This window comes from Variovorax monticola (assembly GCF_051216855.1).
GTDB lineage: Bacteria > Pseudomonadota > Gammaproteobacteria > Burkholderiales > Burkholderiaceae_C > Variovorax.
On sequence record NZ_JBPJZP010000004.1, the window covers coordinates 317,837 to 336,114 of the forward strand.

The following is an 18,278-nucleotide window of genomic DNA, read 5'->3' on the forward strand; positions in this document are numbered from 1 at the left end:
GCCGATGCATATTTTTCTCGTCGGCGGCGCACTGCGCGACCGCCTGCTGGGGCGCCCCGTTTCCGACCACGACTGGCTGGTGGTGGGCGCCACGCCCGAAGAAATGACGGCCCGCGGCTACCTGCCGGTGGGGCGCGACTTTCCGGTGTTCCTGCATCCGCGCACGCGCGAGGAATACGCGCTGGCCCGCACCGAGCGCAAGAGCGCGCCTGGCTACCGCGGCTTCACCGTGCACGCCGCGCCCGACGTCACGCTCGAGCAAGACCTGGCCCGCCGCGACCTCACCGTCAACGCCATTGCGCTGCCGGCCGAACACGTGAGTGCCGACGGCCGCTTCGACCCCACGCCCGAGCACCTGGCCGACCCCTTCCACGGCCAGCGCGACCTGCGCGACAAGGTGCTGCGCCACGTGACCGACGCCTTCCGCGAAGACCCGGTGCGCATCCTGCGCGTGGCGCGTTTCGCCGCCCGCTTCGACGACTTCACCGTGGCGCCCGAGACCCTGGCGCTGATGCGCGAGATGGTGGCGGCCGGCGAGGTCGACGCGCTGGTGCCCGAGCGCGTGTGGCAGGAGCTGTCGCGCGGGCTGATGGAAACACGCCCCTCGCGCATGCTCGAGGTGCTGCGCGACTGCGGCGCGCTGGCCGTGCTGCTGCCGGAGATCGACACCGGCGCGCACCTGATGGCGGTGGTCGACACCGGCGCGCGGCTGCAGGGCTCGCTGGCCGTGCGCTTCGCCTGCCTGGTGAACGACCTCGGCAAGGGCGCCGCACCGGACTTTCAGCCGCTGCACGCGGTGTGCGACCGATGGCGGGTGCCGGTGGACATCCGCGAACTGGCCGAGGCGGTGGCGCGCGAGCAGGCGCACATCCACGGCAGCGACACGCTCGACGCCACGGGGCTGGTGCGCCTGCTGGAGCGCTGCGACGCGTTCCGAAAGCCCGCGCGTTTCGCCGAAGTGCTGCTGGCCTGCGAGTGCGATGCGCGCGGCCGTCTCGGCGTCGAACCCACCGCACTCACCGCATACAGGCCGCGCCCTCGGCTGTTGGCCGTGTTGGCAACGGCCGCGGCCGTGCCCACCGACGTGGTGGCGCGCGCGGCCCAGCAGGCCGGTGCGACGGGGCCGAAGATCGGCGAGGCGATCCACCGGGCGCGCGTGGACGCCGTGGCTGTGTCACTGGCCTGAGGCTTCAGGTCTTGCTCCTTCCCCTCCCGGGGGAAGGCTGGGATGGGGGCAGGCCTTCGATCAGGCGCCGCTTGTTTTTTGAGAGGCCGTCGTGCCCCCACCCCAACCCTCCCCCGGGAGGGGAGGGAGCAATGCAATGGCTGCAAAGCGCAGCTTCCGGTCTTGGCCGACATGCAATTCCAACGACGCGTGTTATGGTTTTTCCCCAATGCCAAAGTCCACCAGCAACCTGCAGTTGCCTCCTCCGTTGGGCCGGGATGCAGCCCTCTTTCTCGACTTCGACGGAACGCTCGTCGGCCTTGCGCCCACGCCCGAAGCCATCGAGATTCCCCCTGCCCTTGTCGCCCTCCTCAGCGATCTGAGCGACCTGCTCGGCGGCGCGCTCGCCGTGGTGTCGGGTCGCCAGATCGATTCCATCGACCGCTTCCTTGCGCCGCTGCGCCTGCCCGCCGCCGGGGAGCACGGCGTGCAGCGTCGCGACGCCAAGGGCCATACGCAGGAACAGCGCGCGCCCGACCTCGTGCCCATCCTCGAGGTGGCCAACGAGCTCGCGCGCGTGCACGAAGGCCTGCTGGTGGAGCGCAAGCACGCCGCCATCGCCCTGCACTACCGCCTGGCACCACAGCTCGAGGCGGTGTGCCGCGACGCGATGTCGCGTGCCATTGCCCACGACCCGCAGTTCGAATTGATGCACGGCAAATTCGTGTTCGAGGTGAAGCCCGCGGGCATCAACAAGGGCATCGCCATCGATGCCTTCATGACCGAGGCCCCGTTCGCCGGGCGCACCCCGGTCTTCCTGGGCGACGACACCACCGACGAAAGCGGCTTTGCCGTGGTGCAGCCGCGCGGCGGCATCGCCGTGAAGGTGGGTTCCGGGCCCAGCCTGGCGCTGCACCGCCTCGAATCGCCGCGCGCCGTCTACGAATGGCTGGTGCAGGCGCGCGACCAGCTGGCGGGCCCGAAGACAGCGCAGACAGAGCCAGAACCGCCCCCCGCCACAGAATCACCGAGGAGCCCCGAATGAGCGAAGAACAACTGGCGACGGCTACCGAAGACCGCGCAGCAGCCGACGCATCCATGCATGCCAAGGCCGCCGCCCCCGGCGCACGCGGCTTCGCGCCGCCGGCCGAACCCTCGCTCAATGTCGGCGTGATCGGCAACTGCGCCTACAGCGCGCTCATCGATGCGCGCGGGCGCGCCGTGTGGTGCTGCCTGCCGCGCTTCGACGGCGACCCGATCTTCAACGCCCTGCTGCACCCCGGCGAAGAAGCGGGCGCCTGGGCCATCGAGATCGAGGACTTCGCGCAAGCCAAGCAGTGGTACGAGCCGAACACCGCCGTGCTGCGCACCCAGCTGTTCGACAGCGCGGGCCAGGGCATCGAGATCACCGACTTCGCGCCGCGCTTTTTCAGCCGCTCGCGCTACTTCCGCCCGCTGATGATGGTGCGCCGCGTGCGCCCCATTGCCGGCGCGCCGCGCGTTCGCGTGTCGCTGGACCCGCGCTTCCAGTGGGGCGCCTCGGCGCCGGTGGAGGTGACGCGCGGCAGCAACCACATCCGCTACGTCGGGCCCGACGTCACGCTGCGGCTGAACACCGACGCGTCCATTTCGCACATCCTTTCGCGCCAGCCCTTCGTGCTCTCGCGCGAATACAACTTCATGTTCGGCGTGGACGAGACGCTGAGCGACGGCATTGCCGACACCGCGCGCAAGTTCGAGCAGGAGACCCTCTCCTACTGGCGCACCTGGAGCAAGCGCCTGGCGATTCCCTTCGAGTACCAGGAAGCGGTGATCCGCGCGGCCATCACGCTGAAGCTCTCGCTGTACGAGGACACCGGCGCCATCGTCGCGGCCATGACCACCAGCATCCCCGAGGCGCCGGGCAGCCAGCGCAACTGGGACTACCGCTACTGCTGGCTGCGCGACGCCTTCTTCGTGGTGCGCGCGCTCAATTCGCTGAGCGAAGTGGGCACCATGGAAGACTACCTGCGCTGGCTGGGCAACGTGGTGATCGGCTCGCACGGCGAGCACATCCAGCCGCTGTACGGCATCGGCCTGGAGCGCGACCTGCCCGAGTCCTTCGTCGAAGGCCTGCCCGGCTACCGCGGCATGGGGCCGGTGCGCGTGGGCAACCAGGCGCAGGAGCATTTTCAGCACGACGTGTACGGCAACATCGTGCTCGGCGCGGCGCAGGCTTTCCATGACCACCGGCTGCTGAGCCGCGCGGGCGTGGCGGAGTTTCCGCATCTCGAAGCGGTGGGCGAGCAGGCGGTGCGCGTCTACGGCACGCCCGACGCCGGCATGTGGGAGCTGCGCACGCGCGCACGCGTGCACACCAGTTCGGCGCTGATGAGCTGGGCCGCCTGCGACCGGCTTTCCAAGATCGCGCGCACGCTGGAGTTGCCTGATCGCGCCGCCTACTGGCACGGCCATGCCGCGCGCATGAAGGAAGAAATTCTCGCCAAGTCGTGGTGCGAAGAGCGCCAGGCCTTTGCCGAAAGCTTCGGCGGCCACGAGCTCGACGCGAGCATCCTGCTGATGGTCGAGGTGGGGCTGATCGACGCGCGCGACCCGCGCTTCATCTCCACCGTGGACGCGATGGAAAAGTCGCTGTGCGACGGCCCCTACATGCGCCGCTACGAAGCAGCCGACGACTTCGGCAAGCCCGAGACCGCCTTCAACATCTGCACCTTCTGGCGCATCGACGCGCTCGCCAAGATCGGCCGCAAGGCCGAGGCGCGCCAGATCTTCGAGACCATGCTGGCGGCGCGCAATCCGCTGGGCCTGCTGTCGGAAGACACGCACCCCGAGACGGGCGAGATGTGGGGCAACTTTCCGCAGACCTATTCGATGGTCGGCATCATCAACGCGGCCGTGCGCCTGTCCGCTCCCTGGGATTCGGCGATATGAGCCGCCTCGTCGTCGTTTCCAACCGCGTGGCCGATCCACGCAAGCCCGCAGCCGGCGGCCTGGCCGTGGCACTCGGTGAATCGCTGCAGCAGACGGGCGGCCTGTGGTTCGGCTGGAGCGGCCATGTCGTCGAGGGCGGCCCCACGGGCGAAGGCGAGCTGCACAAGCAGCAGGCCGGCAAGGTGACGCTGGCCACCATCGACCTGAGCCGCGAGGACCACGACAGCTACTACCTGGGCTACAGCAACGACGTGCTGTGGCCGGTGTTCCACAACCGCCTGGACCTGGCGCATTTCGAGGCCGGCTTCATCGGCGGCTACCGGCGCGTGAACCAGCTGTTCGCGCGCAAGCTGATGCCGATGCTGAAGGACGACGACATCATCTGGATCCACGACTACCACCTGATGCCGCTGGCCGCCGAGCTGCGCGCCATGGGCTGCAAGCAGCGCATCGGCTTCTTCCTGCACATTCCGCTGCCGCCGCAGATCATCATCGCGGCCATTCCGCAGCACGAGTGGCTGATGCGCTCGCTGTTCGCCTACGACCTGATCGGCTTCCAGGCCCAGCAGGACGTGCAGCACTTCGAGCACTACGTGCGCAACGAGGCGCGCGGCGAGTACCTGGGCAACGACATGTACCGCGCCTACGGGCAGACGGTGCGCTGCAGCGCCTTCCCGATCGGCATCGACGTGGACGAGTTCTCGGCGCTCACGCATGCCAAGGAAGCGCGCGACATGTACGACACGATGAAGCGCGAGTACTCGAGCCGCCGGCTGCTGCTGGGCATCGACCGGCTCGACTACTCCAAGGGCATTCCGCAGCGCGTGCGGGCGTTCCGCGAGCTGCTGGCCAACTACCCGGAGAACCGGCGCAGCGCCACGCTGATCCAGATCGCCTCGCCCACGCGCGAGACGGTGGACGCGTACGGCGACATCCGGCGCGAGCTGGAGTCGCTGTGCGGCGCCATCAACGGCGACTACGGCGAGCTCGACTGGATGCCGGTGCGCTACATCCACCGCATGGTGGCGCGCAAGCGCGTGCCAGGCTTGTGCCGCGCGGCGGCCGTGGGGCTGGTGACGCCCTTGCGCGACGGCATGAACCTGGTCGCCAAGGAATACATCGCGGCGCAAGACCCGGCGGACCCGGGCGTGCTGGTGCTGTCGCGCTTCGCCGGTGCGGCGGAGCAGCTGAAAGAAGCGCTGCTGGTGAACCCGTACGACACGCACGGCACGGCAGAGACGGTGCAACAGGCACTGCACATGCCGCTGGAAGAGCGGCGCGAGCGGCACCAGAAGCTGCTGTCGCGCATTCGCGAGCAGGACATCCATTGGTGGCGGCGCAGCTTTCTGGATGCGTTGCGTGAGGCTGCCAGCGAGCGCTGAGTTCCTTCGGGCCGAGCGCGCGCTGTTGTCCAGGGCGCGCTCACCATCCGGTGAGCAGGCGCACGAAGCGCATCACAGGCCGTGCCTCGACGGGCGCAACGGCCCTCGAAGGCGCGGCCAGCGGCGCATGCAGTCGCAAATGCACCGGCGTCAGCGCGTGCACCTCGATCCAGCCACCGTGCGGCAGCCGATGCACATCGCCTTCGCCGAGCAGCGTTTCCTTCATGAACACCGTCTCGCCCAACCAGCCGGGTGGGGACACCATGCGGGCGCGCCCCTCGGCCACCTGAATCCAGGACCCGGCTTCGACCGAGGTACGCAGCGACTGGCCGGGTTCGAGAACGATGGAATCGGGCGCTTGGGAGAGGGTAGTGAGCATGGCGAACCTCAGGTGAATGAGGCTTCATCGTAGGAATTCCGCCGCCCAAAAAACAGGCACACACCGTGGCTATTGCGACCGGAACAGGCGGGCCGCAAAGGCATCTGTTATGGTCTTTTTCCCGACCAACTGCATCTGTTTTCAGATGCCCGATGCGGGGAACATCGACCCATGGACTCGCTACCGCTCTACCGCCAGATCTCCGCGCACTACGTGGACGCGATCCACACCGGCTCGCTCAAGCAGGGCGACAAGCTGCCCTCGCTGCGCACCCTGATGCGGCTGCACGACATCAGCCTGTCGACCGCGCTGCAGGTCTGCCGCGCCATGGAAAGCGACGGCTGGGTCGAGGCGCGGGACCGCTCGGGCTACTTCGTGCGCCGGCCGCAGCGCCTGACCATTGCGCCCATGGAAGAACCGCTGGCCGACGTGCCGCCCGACCCGGCGCAGCTCGTGAGCATGCGCACGCGCATGGCCAACTTCATGGCGCGCGGGCGGCACACGGGCGTGAAGCTCAACTTCGCCATTGCCCGCGCCGCCCCCGAGCTCTACCCCGCCGAGGCCCTGCGCAACTCGATGACCCGCGCGCTGCGCCAGCGGCCCGAGCTGCTGACCACCTCCTCGTCGCAACGCGGCCACGAACAATTCCGCGAGGCCTTGGCGCAACGCAACCTGCGCATCGGCATGACGGTGGCGCCCGACGACGTGCTGGTCACCAACGGCTGCATCGAGGCGCTGAACCTCGCGCTGCGCGCCGTCGCCAAGCCCGGCGACACCGTGGCCGTGGAGTCGCCCACCTTCTACGGCCTGCTGCAGGTGCTCGAAAGCCTGGGCCTGCGCGCGCTGGAAATTCCGACCAGCCCGCAGACCGGCATGTCGCTGGAGGCGCTCGACCTGGCCATCCACACCTACGACGACATCAAGGCCGTGGTGGTGGTGCCCCACCTGCAGAACCCCATCGGCAGCGTGATGCCCGACGCCCACAAGCAGCGCCTGGTGCACCTGTGCGAGAGCCACGGCATCGCACTGGTCGAAGACGACACCTACAGCGACCTGGTGGAAGCCGACACGCCGCTGCGCGCCATGAAGTCGTGGGACCGCACGGGCAACGTGATCTATTGCGCCTCGCTGCACAAGGTGCTGGCGCCCGGGCTGCGGCTGGGCTGGATCACCGCCGGGCGCTGGCATGCGCAGGTCGAAATGCTCAAGTACGCGCAGACCCGCAACAACGAGGCGCTGGCGCAGATTGCCGCGGGCGAGTTCATCGCCAGCGGCGGCTACGACCGGCACCTGCGCCGGCTGCGCGAGCGGCTGCACGTGCAGCGCGACCAGACGGCCGACGCCATCGCCAGGTACTTTCCGCCGGGCACGCGGCTGAACCTGCCGCGCGGCGGGCTGCAGCTGTGGGTGGAGCTGCCCGAACAGCGCTCGTCGGTGAAGGTGTTCGAGGCCGCGCTGCGCGAGCACATGCTGGTGGCACCGGGCGCGCAGTTCTCCAACTCGGGGCGCTTCGACAACTACATGCGCCTGAACTGCGGCTGGCCGTATTCGAAGGCCGTCGATGCGGGGTTGCAGCGGCTGGGCGAGATCGTGGCGGCCGTGCGGCCACCGGGTTAGCCCGAGCCTTCAGGCGATGTAGAAGACGACGGCGTCGCGCCGCTCGGCAGCGCCCGCGAAGAAGCGCTTCACGCCTTCCAGGAACCCCGTGAGTTCCTTTGCACCGTCTTGCCACACCTGGGCCCAGTACAGCCCGGCGAACATCGCCGGCTGGCCGGTGAAGCGGGCCACCAGCGCCTGCACGTCGCACTGTGCGAGCCGCGCCGCCGCGCGCTCGACATGGGCCGCCGTGAGGTAGATGCAGCCCAGCCCGTCGGTGCCGTCCAGCGTCTCGCCGTCCACCGCCTCGGGCAGCAGCGCGCGCACCACGTCCCAGGCCTGCTCGACCGTCTGGCTTTCGTGCGGCCCGCCTTGCGTGGCCGGCGAATTCACGAAGCCCGAGACCGTCGACGGATCGATCACCAGCGCGCGCAGGCGGTAGCGGTCCAGCGCGTGGAAGGCCGCGCCGATGCTCATGTGCTGGGCTCCATGCGCGCGGCGCGGGCGACGGTGGCCAGCACCATGCTCACGCTGTCGATGCTGCGCTGCGCGCTGTCGATGTTCTTGAAGTGATCGGGCGTGCAGATCTGGTTGAGCAGCAGCGTGCGCTTGAAGTGCATCAACGCCTGGCGCAGGTCGCCCTCGTCCTGGGCGATCAGGCCCAGGTCGTTGTGGGCGTTGGCCGCGGCGGTCGAAATGCCGCGACAGCTGCGTTGCTGGATGGCCAGCGAGCGCTCGTACAGCGGCCGCGCGCGGTCGAAGTCGCGCCGCGCCATCAGCAGGGCGGCGAAGTTGTTCAGCATGTGCGAGTGCAGTTCGGCGTCGCCCTCGCTGCCTGCGCCGCCCTGGCCCTGGCTCAGCTTGTCCAGATGCACCAGCGCGCGGGCGTAGCAGAGCTCGGCCTTCTCGCCCTGGCCCGACCCGGCATACAGGAACGCCAGGTTGTTGAAGGCGCGCAGCACGCTGTCGCTGGAGCCGCCCCTGGCTTCGGCGACGGCCATGGCAATGGTCTTCTTGTAGAGCGCCTCCGCCTCGCCGGCCCGCCCGGCCGCGGCATGCAGCAGCGCCAGCGTGTTGGTCGGCCCGCGCCGCCAGCCGTCGTCCAGCCCGAGCTGCCCGGCCATGGCCAGGGCCTCGTGGGCCGAGGCCTCGGCCTTGTCGTTCCACTGCAGCCGGCGGCACAGCTCCGCGTAGGCGGCGAGCTGGCGCACCGCGGCCTTGCCCGGGCCGCCGCACAGGTCGCGGGCGGCGGCCACGGCCTCGGCGCCGAAGCGTTCGGCGCGCGGCAGGTCGCCCTGGGCCAGCGCGGCGTGGCAGCGCAGTTCGCGGTCTTCGAGCAGGTTCATCAGCACGGCGTCCCGGTCGGATGCGGCGCCGCGTGCGTTGCGCTCGCCGATGGCCGACAGCGTGAGGGACAGCGCCTTGCGGGTGATGTCCATGTCTTCCGCCGGCATGCCGGTCTTCAGGCCGATGGCCAGGCTTTCCTCGAGCGCCGGCAGGGCCCTGTCGAGCGCCTTGAGCTGGTAGCAGGCCTGGCCGAACATGCACAGCGACATCGCCAGGTTGGGGTGCGGGCCCTTGAAGACGCCGCGCGCGGTGACGACGATCTGCTCGCCGGTGGCAACGGCGCTGGCCCAGTCCTGTGCCTCGGCGGCAGCGAAGAATTGCGCCTGCAACCGGTTGGCCTCGGCCAGGTCGGCGGGGTCGTAAGTTCCGGCATCCGCGCCGCCTGCGGCCGGTGCGGGGGGCGGGCGAACACTGCGGGTTCGACGCTGCACCCAGTAGATGTCGAACAGCAACCATGCCAGCAGCGCCCCCAGGCCGAGCCTCGACCCCGGGTAGCCGCTGAGCCCGAACAGCAGCAGCGCCAATTGCGCCGCGCCGCCCACGTAGCTGCCGAGGTAGAAGCGGTGCGCACCGAGCCAGCCGCCCACGAGCAGCAGCAGGTAGGCGAAACCGGGGCGGCGGGGCGACGCGTTCATGGTGCGCCGTGTTGTGGCGGGGGTGGCGCGCCTGCTCAGTCGAGCAGCGCCAGCGCGGCGTAGTCGCCGACCTTGTCGCCCAGGCCCGCGGGCACCAGTTGCACGCCGCGCGTGAGCGGCGGCAGCTTGCCGTCGATGTGCGATTGCAGGCGCGGCAGCACGAAATCGCGGTGGTGCCAGAACACGCTGCCGCCCAGGCTGATGCGCTCCAGGTCGAGCGTGATCACCAGGTTGTAGAGCATGCGGCCCAGCACGCGGCACAGGGCCTCGGCGGTTTCGAGCGCTTTGGGTTCACCCGCGGCCGCAGCGGTGAAAAGATCGGCCGCGGATTGGCCGAAGCGGTGGCCGATGGAATTGCCTCCCACCAGCGCTTCCACGTCGCCGTGGTTGCCGCAACCGCACAGCGCACCGCTGGCGTCGTCGACCACGAAGCTGTGGCCCGCATGGCCCGCGTTGCCGTTCTTGCCGCGCAAGGCCCGCCCGTCGACGCACAGGCCCACGCCCACGCCGGTGCTCCAGGTGGCGTAGGCACAGTTGTCGAAGCCTTTCAGGGCACCCCAGTGGCGCTCGGCCTCCAGCGCGGCAACGGCGTCGTTCTCGACACGCACGCTGCCGAAGCGCTTGGCCAGCGGCGCCTCGATCACGGCCGTCATCCAGGAATTGGGCAGGCCGCGCGAGGGGCCTGCGATACCGCCGCAGATATTGGGCGTGGCCAGCTCGACCAGGCCCTCGCGCAATTCGAACGGCCCGGTCGACGACACGCCCACGCGGTCGATGGTGGATGCGTCCACGCCCTGCTCGGCGCAGACCTCGTCGATCATCCGCAGGATCTGCACCGCCACGGCGTCGTTGTCGCCGGTCTTGGCCGTGGGCTCGCTGCGCCGGCCGACGAGCGGCGTATCGCTCGAAGCGGAAAGGCTCACGGCCACCTTGGTGCCACCGATGTCTACGCAGGCTCTCATTGCGGATTTTTCTTTTCTACAAAAGGCGTGCGACCAGCGCCGCGATCATGCTCAGCAGCACCGTGCTGGCAATCGGCAACTGCCATTCGCGGCCGAAGGCGCGGAACTCGAAATCGCCGGGCAGCCGTCCGAAGCCGAAGCGGCGCAGCCAGGCGGTCAGCCCGCTCATGAGCACCAGGGCAAGGACAACGACGATCAGCCAGCGGAACATGAGCGACAGTCTAGGCCGAGAGCACGGCCATCGCTTGTCGGTGAAGTTCGTGCGTTGCGGCGGCAATCACCCGTCCGTCGGACTTCAGGCCCAGCGGCTGGCCCTGCCAGTCGGTGATGACGCCGCCGGCGGCCTCGATCAGCCCGGCCGGGCCCAGGTAGTCGTAGGGTTGCAGGCCGGTCTCGACCACGAGGTCGATGGTGCCGCCCGCCAGCTGGGCATAGCCGTAGCAGTCGCCACCGAAGCGGCGCATGGCGCACTGGCGGCTCAGCCGGTCGAAGGCCTGCCAGTCGGCGGGCGCGAAGATGTCGGGCGAGGTGGTGACGATGCGGGCCTTGGCCACCTCGGTACAGCCGCTCACGCGCACGGGCTGGCCGTCGCGCGTGGCGAGCCGGCCCTCGGCGGTGTTCAGGCCGATCCAGCGTTCCTTGAGCACCGGCATGTCGACCATGCCCAGCACCACGCGACCGCCCTGCAGCACGCCGATGAGCGTGCCCCACAGCGGCGAGCCGGTGATGAAGCTGCGCGTGCCGTCGATCGGGTCGAGCACCCAGACGCGTTCGGCCTCGAGCCGCTCGGGGCCGTGCTCCTCGCCGTAGATGCCGTCGGCGGGGACCCGCGCGCCGAGGATCTCGCGCATGGCCGTCTCGGCGGCGCGGTCGGCCAGCGTGACGGGGCTTTCGTCGGCCTTGGTGATGATGTCCAGCGGCGTGCGGAAATAGTGCATCGACTTCGCGGCGGCGGCATCGGCCAGGGCCTGGGCGATCGAGGAGAGGTCGGAGATCGCGGGGGCGACGAGAGGAGAAGAGCTCATGGAGAGAGGAGAACGCGTGCCAAAACCTGCAATTAGACCCGAGCCGGGCCGGGTTTGACAGGGCATGGCCCGGGGGCCTAGCATGGCCCGGAAATTGCCAGCAAACACGAACCATGGCTCACTTCAAACCCTTGCGCGCCGCGCTGCTGACCGTCGTGCTCGGCGCGTCGGCCCTGCTGGCCCACGCCACCCCTTCGGCCACCGAGGACAGGCTGATCGACACGCTGATCCAGCGCGTGGCGAAGATGTCGTCGATGGTCTTCCTGCGCAACGGCAGCGAATACAAGGCCGCCGACGCCGCCAAGCACATGCAGGCGAAGTACGACCACTTCAAAAAGGAACTGGTCACGGCCGAAGACTTCATCGCGCGCTGCGCATCGCGCTCGGAGATGACCGGACAGGCCTACAAGGTGAAGCTGGACGATGGTGCGGTGCGCGACGCCGGCGAGTTCCTCAACGGCGAATTGCGCGCGCTGCGCCAGAACTCGCAGAAGCCGTCGAACGGCTGATGCGCCCTCGCCTTTTTCATCGCTGCTACCGCTGCTGCCCCCAGCGCCGCACCGTCAGCCGCTCCAGCGTCTTGAAGCCCAGGCTCTCGACCAGCAGGCCGATCAGCACCACCATCGCCAGGCCTGCGAACACACGGTCGGTGTAGAGCTCGTTGCGGTTCTGGAAGATGTACCAGCCCAGCCCTCCCTTGCCCGACGACGCACCGAACACCAGCTCGGCCGCGATCAGCGTGCGCCACGCGAAGGCCCAGCCGATCTTCAGCCCCGACAAAATCGACGGCAGCGCGGCCGGCACCAGAATCTGCAGCACGTAGCGCAGGCCCTTGAGCCCGTAGTTGCGCCCCGCCATGCGCAGTGTTTCAGGCACGCCCTGAAAGCCGGCGTAGGTGTTGAGCGCCAGCGGCCACAGCACCGAATGGATCAGCACGAACACCAGGCTGCCCCGGCCCAGCCCGAACCACAGCAGCGCCAGCGGCAGCAGCGCGATGGCGGGCAGCGGGTTGAACATGGAGGTGAGCGTGTCCAGCAGGTCGCGCCCGATCTGCGTGGACACCGCCAGCGTGGTGAGCGCAAAGGCCAGCACCACGCCGGCGATGTAGCCCTGCAGCAGCACGGCCAGCGAGATGCGCACCTTCTCGACCAGCTCGCCGCTGGCCAGCCCTTCGACCAGCGCGCGCGCGGTGGCGGTGAAGGTGGGCAGCAGCAGGTCGTTGTCCTGCCAGCGCGCCGCGAGCTCCCACAGCACGGCGATGACGACGAGGATCAGGCCCTTGCGCAGCCAGGCCTGCGACCAGATGCGCGTGCCCAGCGGGAGCGTGCGTTCGACGGGCAGCTCGGTGAAGGGCTCGAGCGTGCGTTCGTACTCGGGGCGGATGGGGGGCGTGAGGGTGCTCATGGGGTATGGCTCCTTCCCCTTCCGGGGGAAGGCTGGGATGGGGGCAAGCGGCGGTGGATGGGCCGGCAACGATGGATGCGCCGCGAGCCCCCACCCCTGCCCTCCCCCAGAGGGGGAGGGAGAAAGACCGGGGTCATGGCACCGGCGCCGCTTCGGGCTCTTCCTCGAACAGCATGTCGTGAATGCGCTGCGCCGTGCCCTGGAACTCCGCACCGCCCAGGCTCGCCATCGAGAAGCCGTGGCTGTTGATCTCCGCCCGCATGCGCCCCGGGTGCGGCGACAGCAGCGCGATGCGGTTGCCCACCACCAGCGCCTCTTCGATCGAGTGCGTGACGAACAGCAGCGTGAAGCGCACCTCGTCCCAAAGTTCGAGCAGCTCCTGCTGCATCTTGCGGCGCGTGAGCGCGTCCAGCGCGGCGAAGGGCTCGTCCATCAGCAACACCCGCGGCTGCATCGCGAGCGCACGCGCAATCGCCACGCGCTGCTTCATGCCGCCCGAGAGCTGGTGCGGATGCACGTCGGCGAACTTGGCCAGGCCCACCTTGTCGAGGTAGTGCAGCGCGCGCTCGGCCGCTTCCTTTCTGCCGAGCGTGCGCGAGGCCAGCAGCGGGAACATGACGTTCTGCTTGACCGTTTTCCACGGCGGCAGCTGGTCGAACTCCTGGAACACGACGATGCGATCCGGACCGGGCTGCGTCACGCGCCGGCCGTCGAGGCGAATCTCGCCTTCGACCGGTGGAATGAAACCCGCCACCGCCTTCAGCAGCGTGGACTTGCCGCAGCCCGAGGGGCCCAGCAGCACGAAGCGGTCGGCAGCGTGCACGTCGAAGCTCACGCGGTGCGTGGCGCGCACGACGCGCTCGGGGGTGCGGTATTCGAGGCTGACGGCGTCGACTTGCAGCAGCGGCGCGCTGTTGTATTGCCCCCTCTCCCGCTCGCGGGAGAGGGTTGGGGTGAGGGCTGGTGACGATGCCAGAGGCTCCCCCCTCACCCCCGCCCTCTCCCGATGGGAGAGGGAGTCAATCCCTGAAGGCAAGACGACCGCGTTGGTCACTCAGTTCCCCGACGTGTTCTGCGCATCGTCGAAGAAGTAATCCTTCACCGAAGCCGGCTTGTTCTTGATCGCGCCCACCCGGTGCATGAACTCCGCCAGCGGGTACGTGTTCTGCGGCGTGATCTTGAACTGCACCTCGGGGTTCTTGATGATCTTCAGCAGCAGCTCGCGGTCGAGCTTGGCGTTGCTCACCTTCAGGTAGATGTCGGCCGCCTTCTCGGGGTTGGCCGTGACGAACTTCGCCGCTTCGTCGAGCGCATCGACGAAGGCCTTGTAGGTCTTGGGGTTCTCGTTGCGGAATTTCTCGGTGGCGTAGAGCACCGTGGCAGACGACGGCCCGCCCAGCACCTGGTAGGAGTTCAGCACGATGTGCGCATTCGGATTGCCCGCGAGCTCCTGCTCCTGGAACGGCGGGTTGCCGAAGTGGCCCGTGATCTCGGTGCCGCCCTTGATGATGGCCGCGGCCGCGTCGGGGTGCGGCAGCGCCACGCTGATCTTGTCGAGCCGGTTGAATTCCTTGTCGCCCCACAGCTTGGCCGAGGCGAACTGCAGCACGCGCGACTGCACCGACACGCCCACGGCGGGCAGTGCGATGCGGTCCTTCTCGGTGAAGTCGGCAATGGTCTTCACGTTCGGTTTGTTGCTTACCAGGTAGTACGGAAAGTTGCCCAGCGAGGCCACGCCCTTCACGTTCTGCTTGCCCTTGGTGCGGTCCCACAGCGTGAGCAGCGGACCCACGCCGGCGCCCGCGATCTCGATGTTGCCGGACAGCAGCGCGTCGTTCACCGCCGAGCCGCCCGAAAGCTTGATCCACTCGACCTTGGCGTCGACGCCCGCGGCCTTGGCGTGTTTCTCGACGAGCTTCTGCTCCTGCGCCACGTTGAGCAGCAGGTAGACGATGCCGAACTGCTCGGCGATGCGGATCTGGCCTTCGGCATGCGCAGCGAGGCTGCCGGCCAGGAGGCCGAAGCCGGTGACGAGGGCGGCGGCTGTGCGGGAGAAACGGTTCATGGGGTGTCCGGAAGAAAGATCAGAAAGGCGTGTCGCCCACGACGGTGGTGCGGTTCAGGCGGCGGCGAAGTTCGTCGGGCGTACCGGCCGCCAGATGCATCAGCGAACGGTTGTCCCAGAACACCAGGTCGTGCGGTGCCCATGTGTGTCGGTACACGAACTCGGGCTTCACGCTGTGCGCGAACAGCTCGGCCAGCAGCGCGTCGCTTTCGTCCTGCGGCAGGCCGACGATGCGCGTCGTGAAATGCTCGCTGACGAACAGCGCCTTGCGGCCGGTTTCGGGGTGCGTGCGCACCACCGGCTGCACGGCGGGCGCGACCTGGTCGATCTGCGCCTGCGACAGCTTGGGACGCCAGGGGTTCTTCGAACGCAGCTCCTCGTACTTGGCGAGGTAGCTGTGCTCGGCCTTCAGCGGCAGCACGCGCTGCTGCAGTTCGGGGCTCAGCGATTCCCAGGCGAGGTGCTGGTCGGCGAAGAGCGTGTCGCCACCTTCGCTGGGCAGCTCCTGCGCATGCAGCAGCGAGCCGAGGCTGGGCTTGGGCTTGTAAGAGATGTCGGAGTGCCAGTAGACGCCCGCGTCGCCCAGGCCGATGGGCTCGCCGTTCTCCTTGATGTTGGAAACGATGAGGATCTCGGGGTGGTTCTTCAGCTGGAACTGGTGCAGCACGTGGATTTCGAGCGGGCCGAAGCGGCGGCTGAAATCGATGTGGGCTTGAGGGGTGACCTGCTGGTCGCGGAACACCACCACATGGTGGTCGAGGTGCGCCTTGTGGATGCGCCGGAAGTCTTCGGCGTTGATCGGCTTGGAGATGTCGAGGCCGACGATTTCTGCGCCGACCGGCGCGGCGAAGGGACGTACTTCGAAGTGTTGCGGTGGCGCTTCGGCCTCTGGCGCGTGGGAAAGAACGGCTGTCATGCCCGGAATGTAGGGGCGGGTATGCGGTTCCCCAACGAACTCTTAGTTGCTAGCTTATGCCTTCTCTTTCGGAGGCCCCGGCTGCGGGAAGCCGACCCGCCAGCGGCTCACAGCGTGTGGCTGCGATCGCCTTCGGCAAAGCCCATCGCATCCCAGGCCTCGCCGACGGTGAAGCCCACGACCTTGAACAGCTCGCCCATTTCGTGCTCATGAACGAGCCGCGCCGCCATTGCCCGCTCGGCGACAGACCCGGCCTCCATGCGCGCCAGCAGGCCGCAATTCAGCAGAAAGCGCGCCTGGCTCGTGTAGCCCAGCACCTCGAGCCCCGCATCCTGCCCCGCCAGCGCGATGCCGGTGAAGTCCACATGCGCGGTGATGTCCTTGTAGCCCACGTCGGACAACGGATCGCCGTCGGCCTGGTGCGCGCGGTGGCACATCACGGTGCCCATGTGGCGCTGCGGGTGGTAGTACTCGCCTTCGGGGAAGCCGTAGTCGACGAGAAAGACCGCGCCCTTCTTCAGCCGGTCCGCCAGCGTGGCGATGAAAGCCCGTGCCTGCGGATGAATCTCCGTCAGGTAGTCATGCGCGCCGAGCACTTCCGCCGGCGGCCGAAGTTCGGTCGCGCGGTCGGCCCAGGTCCAGCCGTCGTTGCCGGCGTTGCGCACCACGCCGCGCTCGAACCACTGCCCGCCCACGCGCGCCAGCAGTTGCACCGGCATGGCATCGAGCACCTCGTTGCCGACCACCACGCCCTCCATCGATTCGGGCAATTCGTCGAGCCATTCGACACGGTCCGCATAGCGCACCAGCGCCTGCTGCTGCCGCTCGCGCAGCGTGCCCGACAGGTCGACGATGCGGTAGCGCACGCCGGTGCGGCCCATCTCGTCGAGCGCATGCAGCAACTGCACCGCCAGCGCCCCCGAGCCCGCGCCGAATTCCCACACCGTGTCGGTGCCCGTCTTCTCCAGCGCCTGCGCCACCTGCGCGGCCAGCGTCTGGCCGAACATCGGCGTCAATTCAGGGGCGGTGACGAAGTCGCTGCCCGAAGACGGCATGTGCCCGAACTTGGCGGACGTGTTGGCGTAATAGCCCAGGCCGGGCGCATACAGCGCGAGCGCCATGAAGCGGTCGAACCCGATCCATCCGCCCGCGCGTTCGACGGAACGCGCGATGAGGTGGTCGAGGGCGGTGGGTAAACTGCTGGGGGTGGTCTGGGTCGTCACCACGCAATTGTCTCTCTCCTCCCCCTTTCCTCCCTTTCCTCCCTTTCCTCCCTCCCCTCCTTTCGCATGAGCACCGCATCCCCCTCCCGCGCCCCTCGCACCGTTCTCGTCACGGGCGCGGGCCGCCGGCTGGGCCGCGAGATCGCGCTGGGCCTGGCCGCGGGCGGCTGGCAGGTGGCGGTGCACTACCGCAGTTCGCGCGCCGAGGCCGAGCAGACGGTGGCCGACTGCGCGGCGCTCTCGGGCGATTCGGCGCTCTTCGCGGCCGACCTGGAAGACGAGGCCGCCACGCGCGCGCTGCTGCCCCGCGTGGTCGCGCGCTTTCGCGGCATCGACGCCGTGGTGCACAGCGCGGCCCTGTTCGAGCACGACGAGGCCGCCACCTTCAGCTATGCGCTCATGGAACGCCATGCGCGCAGCAACACCGGCGCGGCCATCCTGCTGGCGCAGGCGCTGCACGAGCACCTGGCCGCGCGCGACGCGCACGGCGCAGTGGTGCACCTGCTCGACCAGAAGCTGTGGAACCCGAACCCCGACTTCCTGAGCTACACGCTGTCGAAGGCCGCCCTGGAAGCCGCCACGCCCATGCTGGCGCTGGCATTGGCCCCGCGCGTGCGCGTGGTCGGCGTGGCGCCCGGCCTCACGCTGGCGAGCCACATGCTGGACGACGACACCTTCGCGCGGCTGCACAAGCTGTCGCCGCTGGGCCGTTCTTCCACCCCGGCCGACGTGGTCGTCGCGGTGAAGTTCGCGTTGGAAAACAGCTCGATCACCGGCACCACGCTGCTGGTGGACGGCGGCCAGCACCTGATGAAATTCGAGCGCGATTTCTCGCTCATGTGAGCAGCACCATGTCTACCCCCTCCACGCCCTCGCCCACCCAGGGCCGCCAGACCCTCACCCTGCAGGGCCTGCGCTTCGACGCCAACCTGGGCATCCTCGACCACGAGAAGACGGCGCCGCAACCCATCCTGGTGGACGCCGAACTCAGCCTGGGCCCGCAGCCGCTGCTGCCGCAGGACGACGACATCTTTCACGTGCTCGACTACCGCAAGGTGCGCCGCATCATCATCGAGGAGTGCACGGCCGAGCACGTCAACCTGCTGGAGAGCCTGATCGGCAAGCTGGTGCAGCGCCTGCTGCAACTGCCCGGCGTGGTGGGCGTGCGCGTGAAAATCGCCAAGCTCGAGATCTTCGACGATTGCGAGGTGGCGATCCGCATGGAAGCCGGCGAATGGTGAGAGGCTG

General features: G+C 68.7%; 19 protein-coding genes. 8 read left to right on the forward strand and 11 right to left on the reverse strand.

Annotated features, from left to right (window positions below):
- Positions 1 to 4 precede the first annotated feature (4 nt).
- The 4 genes from ACSFA5_RS16085 to otsA all read left to right on the forward strand — a co-directional run bounded on the left by ACSFA5_RS16085 (position 5) and on the right by otsA (position 5,478).
- Positions 5 to 1,186 carry a multifunctional CCA addition/repair protein gene (locus ACSFA5_RS16085; RefSeq protein ID WP_435445039.1) on the forward strand — a complete coding sequence of 394 codons (1,182 nt, stop codon included), beginning with the start codon at positions 5 to 7 and terminating at the stop codon, positions 1,184 to 1,186.
- A 208-nt stretch (positions 1,187 to 1,394) separates the two neighbouring features.
- Complete coding sequence (otsB, locus tag ACSFA5_RS16090) at positions 1,395 to 2,210, forward strand: trehalose-phosphatase (protein ID WP_435445040.1); 816 nt, start codon at positions 1,395 to 1,397, stop codon at positions 2,208 to 2,210.
- Positions 2,207 to 4,096, forward strand: coding sequence for a glycoside hydrolase family 15 protein (locus ACSFA5_RS16095; protein ID WP_435445041.1), 1,890 nt, complete (start codon positions 2,207 to 2,209; stop codon positions 4,094 to 4,096). The genes otsB and ACSFA5_RS16095 overlap by 4 nt, the downstream gene beginning before the upstream one ends.
- Positions 4,093 to 5,478 carry an alpha,alpha-trehalose-phosphate synthase (UDP-forming) gene (gene otsA, locus ACSFA5_RS16100; protein WP_435445042.1) on the forward strand — a complete coding sequence of 462 codons (1,386 nt, stop codon included), beginning with the start codon at positions 4,093 to 4,095 and terminating at the stop codon, positions 5,476 to 5,478. The genes ACSFA5_RS16095 and otsA overlap by 4 nt, the downstream gene beginning before the upstream one ends.
- 40 nt (positions 5,479 to 5,518) lie before the next feature.
- Here otsA and ACSFA5_RS16105 read toward each other — a convergent pair whose 3' ends face one another.
- Positions 5,519 to 5,857, reverse strand: a complete 339-nt coding sequence (locus ACSFA5_RS16105; RefSeq protein ID WP_435445043.1) for a hypothetical protein — start codon at positions 5,855 to 5,857, stop codon at positions 5,519 to 5,521.
- 171 nt (positions 5,858 to 6,028) lie between these two features.
- On the opposite strand from ACSFA5_RS16105, the gene ACSFA5_RS16110 reads away from it, so the two are divergent.
- Positions 6,029 to 7,474, forward strand: a complete 1,446-nt coding sequence (locus ACSFA5_RS16110; protein ID WP_435445044.1) for an aminotransferase-like domain-containing protein — start codon at positions 6,029 to 6,031, stop codon at positions 7,472 to 7,474.
- Between the two features lie 9 nt (positions 7,475 to 7,483).
- Here ACSFA5_RS16110 and ACSFA5_RS16115 read toward each other — a convergent pair whose 3' ends face one another.
- The 5 genes from ACSFA5_RS16115 to hisN are packed head-to-tail and all read right to left on the reverse strand — an operon-like array spanning position 7,484 to position 11,422.
- Positions 7,484 to 7,930: a DUF1877 family protein gene (locus ACSFA5_RS16115; protein ID WP_435445045.1), complete on the reverse strand. Its 447-nt coding sequence runs from the start codon at positions 7,928 to 7,930 to the stop codon at positions 7,484 to 7,486.
- Positions 7,927 to 9,435, reverse strand: coding sequence for a tetratricopeptide repeat protein (locus ACSFA5_RS16120; protein ID WP_435445046.1), 1,509 nt, complete (start codon positions 9,433 to 9,435; stop codon positions 7,927 to 7,929). Before ACSFA5_RS16120 ends, ACSFA5_RS16115 begins: the two co-directional genes overlap by 4 nt.
- A gap of 35 nt (positions 9,436 to 9,470) precedes the next feature.
- Positions 9,471 to 10,397 (reverse strand): ROK family protein, encoded by a 927-nt coding sequence (locus ACSFA5_RS16125; RefSeq protein ID WP_435445047.1) that lies wholly within the window; start codon positions 10,395 to 10,397, stop codon positions 9,471 to 9,473.
- Positions 10,398 to 10,413: 16 nt separating this feature from the next.
- Entirely contained in the window at positions 10,414 to 10,608 is a 195-nt protein-coding gene (locus tag ACSFA5_RS16130) for a DUF2905 domain-containing protein (protein ID WP_435441313.1), read from the reverse strand.
- Between the two features lie 10 nt (positions 10,609 to 10,618).
- Positions 10,619 to 11,422 carry a histidinol-phosphatase gene (hisN, locus tag ACSFA5_RS16135; RefSeq protein WP_435445048.1) on the reverse strand — a complete coding sequence of 268 codons (804 nt, stop codon included), beginning with the start codon at positions 11,420 to 11,422 and terminating at the stop codon, positions 10,619 to 10,621.
- 113 nt (positions 11,423 to 11,535) lie between these two features.
- On the opposite strand from hisN, the gene ACSFA5_RS16140 reads away from it, so the two are divergent.
- Entirely contained in the window at positions 11,536 to 11,931 is a 396-nt protein-coding gene (locus ACSFA5_RS16140; RefSeq protein WP_435445049.1) for a DUF5329 family protein, read from the forward strand.
- A gap of 25 nt (positions 11,932 to 11,956) precedes the next feature.
- Here ACSFA5_RS16140 and ACSFA5_RS16145 read toward each other — a convergent pair whose 3' ends face one another.
- The 5 genes from ACSFA5_RS16145 to ACSFA5_RS16165 form a co-directional block, all read right to left on the reverse strand.
- Entirely contained in the window at positions 11,957 to 12,826 is an 870-nt protein-coding gene (locus tag ACSFA5_RS16145) for an ABC transporter permease (protein ID WP_435445050.1), read from the reverse strand.
- A gap of 133 nt (positions 12,827 to 12,959) precedes the next feature.
- Positions 12,960 to 13,730, reverse strand: a complete 771-nt coding sequence (locus ACSFA5_RS16150) for an ABC transporter ATP-binding protein (protein ID WP_435445356.1) — start codon at positions 13,728 to 13,730, stop codon at positions 12,960 to 12,962.
- A 150-nt stretch (positions 13,731 to 13,880) separates the two neighbouring features.
- On the reverse strand, positions 13,881 to 14,891 hold the full coding sequence (locus ACSFA5_RS16155) for an ABC transporter substrate-binding protein (protein ID WP_435445051.1): 1,011 nt from the start codon (positions 14,889 to 14,891) through the stop codon (positions 13,881 to 13,883).
- 19 nt (positions 14,892 to 14,910) lie between these two features.
- Positions 14,911 to 15,807 (reverse strand): TauD/TfdA dioxygenase family protein, encoded by an 897-nt coding sequence (locus ACSFA5_RS16160; RefSeq protein WP_435445052.1) that lies wholly within the window; start codon positions 15,805 to 15,807, stop codon positions 14,911 to 14,913.
- 107 nt (positions 15,808 to 15,914) lie between these two features.
- Entirely contained in the window at positions 15,915 to 17,030 is a 1,116-nt protein-coding gene (locus ACSFA5_RS16165) for a class I SAM-dependent methyltransferase (protein WP_435445053.1), read from the reverse strand.
- Positions 17,031 to 17,096: 66 nt separating this feature from the next.
- On the opposite strand from ACSFA5_RS16165, the gene ACSFA5_RS16170 reads away from it, so the two are divergent.
- Together ACSFA5_RS16170 and ACSFA5_RS16175 are read left to right on the forward strand one after the other, a co-directional pair.
- A complete protein-coding gene (locus ACSFA5_RS16170) occupies positions 17,097 to 17,873 on the forward strand; it encodes an SDR family oxidoreductase (protein ID WP_435445054.1) in 777 nt (258 codons plus the stop codon).
- 8 nt (positions 17,874 to 17,881) lie between these two features.
- On the forward strand, positions 17,882 to 18,271 hold the full coding sequence (locus ACSFA5_RS16175; protein WP_435441305.1) for a dihydroneopterin aldolase: 390 nt from the start codon (positions 17,882 to 17,884) through the stop codon (positions 18,269 to 18,271).
- Positions 18,272 to 18,278: the final 7 nt, after the last annotated feature.

Bases quoted from the DNA above. Each gene is read 5' to 3' on its own strand.
- ACSFA5_RS16140 (WP_435445049.1), top strand. From the start codon at position 11,536: ATGGCTCACTTCAAACCCTTGCGCGCCGCGCTGCTGACCGTCGTGCTC.
- ACSFA5_RS16120 (WP_435445046.1), bottom strand. From the start codon at position 9,435: ATGAACGCGTCGCCCCGCCGCCCCGGTTTCGCCTACCTGCTGCTGCTC.
- ACSFA5_RS16110 (WP_435445044.1), top strand. From the start codon at position 6,029: ATGGACTCGCTACCGCTCTACCGCCAGATCTCCGCGCACTACGTGGAC.
- ACSFA5_RS16125 (WP_435445047.1), bottom strand. From the start codon at position 10,397: ATGAGAGCCTGCGTAGACATCGGTGGCACCAAGGTGGCCGTGAGCCTT.
- otsB (WP_435445040.1), top strand. From the start codon at position 1,395: ATGCCAAAGTCCACCAGCAACCTGCAGTTGCCTCCTCCGTTGGGCCGG.
- ACSFA5_RS16170 (WP_435445054.1), top strand. From the start codon at position 17,097: ATGAGCACCGCATCCCCCTCCCGCGCCCCTCGCACCGTTCTCGTCACG.
- ACSFA5_RS16145 (WP_435445050.1), bottom strand. From the start codon at position 12,826: ATGAGCACCCTCACGCCCCCCATCCGCCCCGAGTACGAACGCACGCTC.
- otsA (WP_435445042.1), top strand. From the start codon at position 4,093: ATGAGCCGCCTCGTCGTCGTTTCCAACCGCGTGGCCGATCCACGCAAG.
- ACSFA5_RS16160 (WP_435445052.1), bottom strand. From the start codon at position 15,807: ATGACAGCCGTTCTTTCCCACGCGCCAGAGGCCGAAGCGCCACCGCAA.
- ACSFA5_RS16175 (WP_435441305.1), top strand. From the start codon at position 17,882: ATGTCTACCCCCTCCACGCCCTCGCCCACCCAGGGCCGCCAGACCCTC.
- ACSFA5_RS16095 (WP_435445041.1), top strand. From the start codon at position 2,207: ATGAGCGAAGAACAACTGGCGACGGCTACCGAAGACCGCGCAGCAGCC.
- ACSFA5_RS16155 (WP_435445051.1), bottom strand. From the start codon at position 14,891: ATGAACCGTTTCTCCCGCACAGCCGCCGCCCTCGTCACCGGCTTCGGC.
- ACSFA5_RS16105 (WP_435445043.1), bottom strand. From the start codon at position 5,857: ATGCTCACTACCCTCTCCCAAGCGCCCGATTCCATCGTTCTCGAACCC.
- ACSFA5_RS16115 (WP_435445045.1), bottom strand. From the start codon at position 7,930: ATGAGCATCGGCGCGGCCTTCCACGCGCTGGACCGCTACCGCCTGCGC.
- ACSFA5_RS16085 (WP_435445039.1), top strand. From the start codon at position 5: ATGCATATTTTTCTCGTCGGCGGCGCACTGCGCGACCGCCTGCTGGGG.
- hisN (WP_435445048.1), bottom strand. From the start codon at position 11,422: ATGAGCTCTTCTCCTCTCGTCGCCCCCGCGATCTCCGACCTCTCCTCG.
- ACSFA5_RS16130 (WP_435441313.1), bottom strand. From the start codon at position 10,608: ATGTTCCGCTGGCTGATCGTCGTTGTCCTTGCCCTGGTGCTCATGAGC.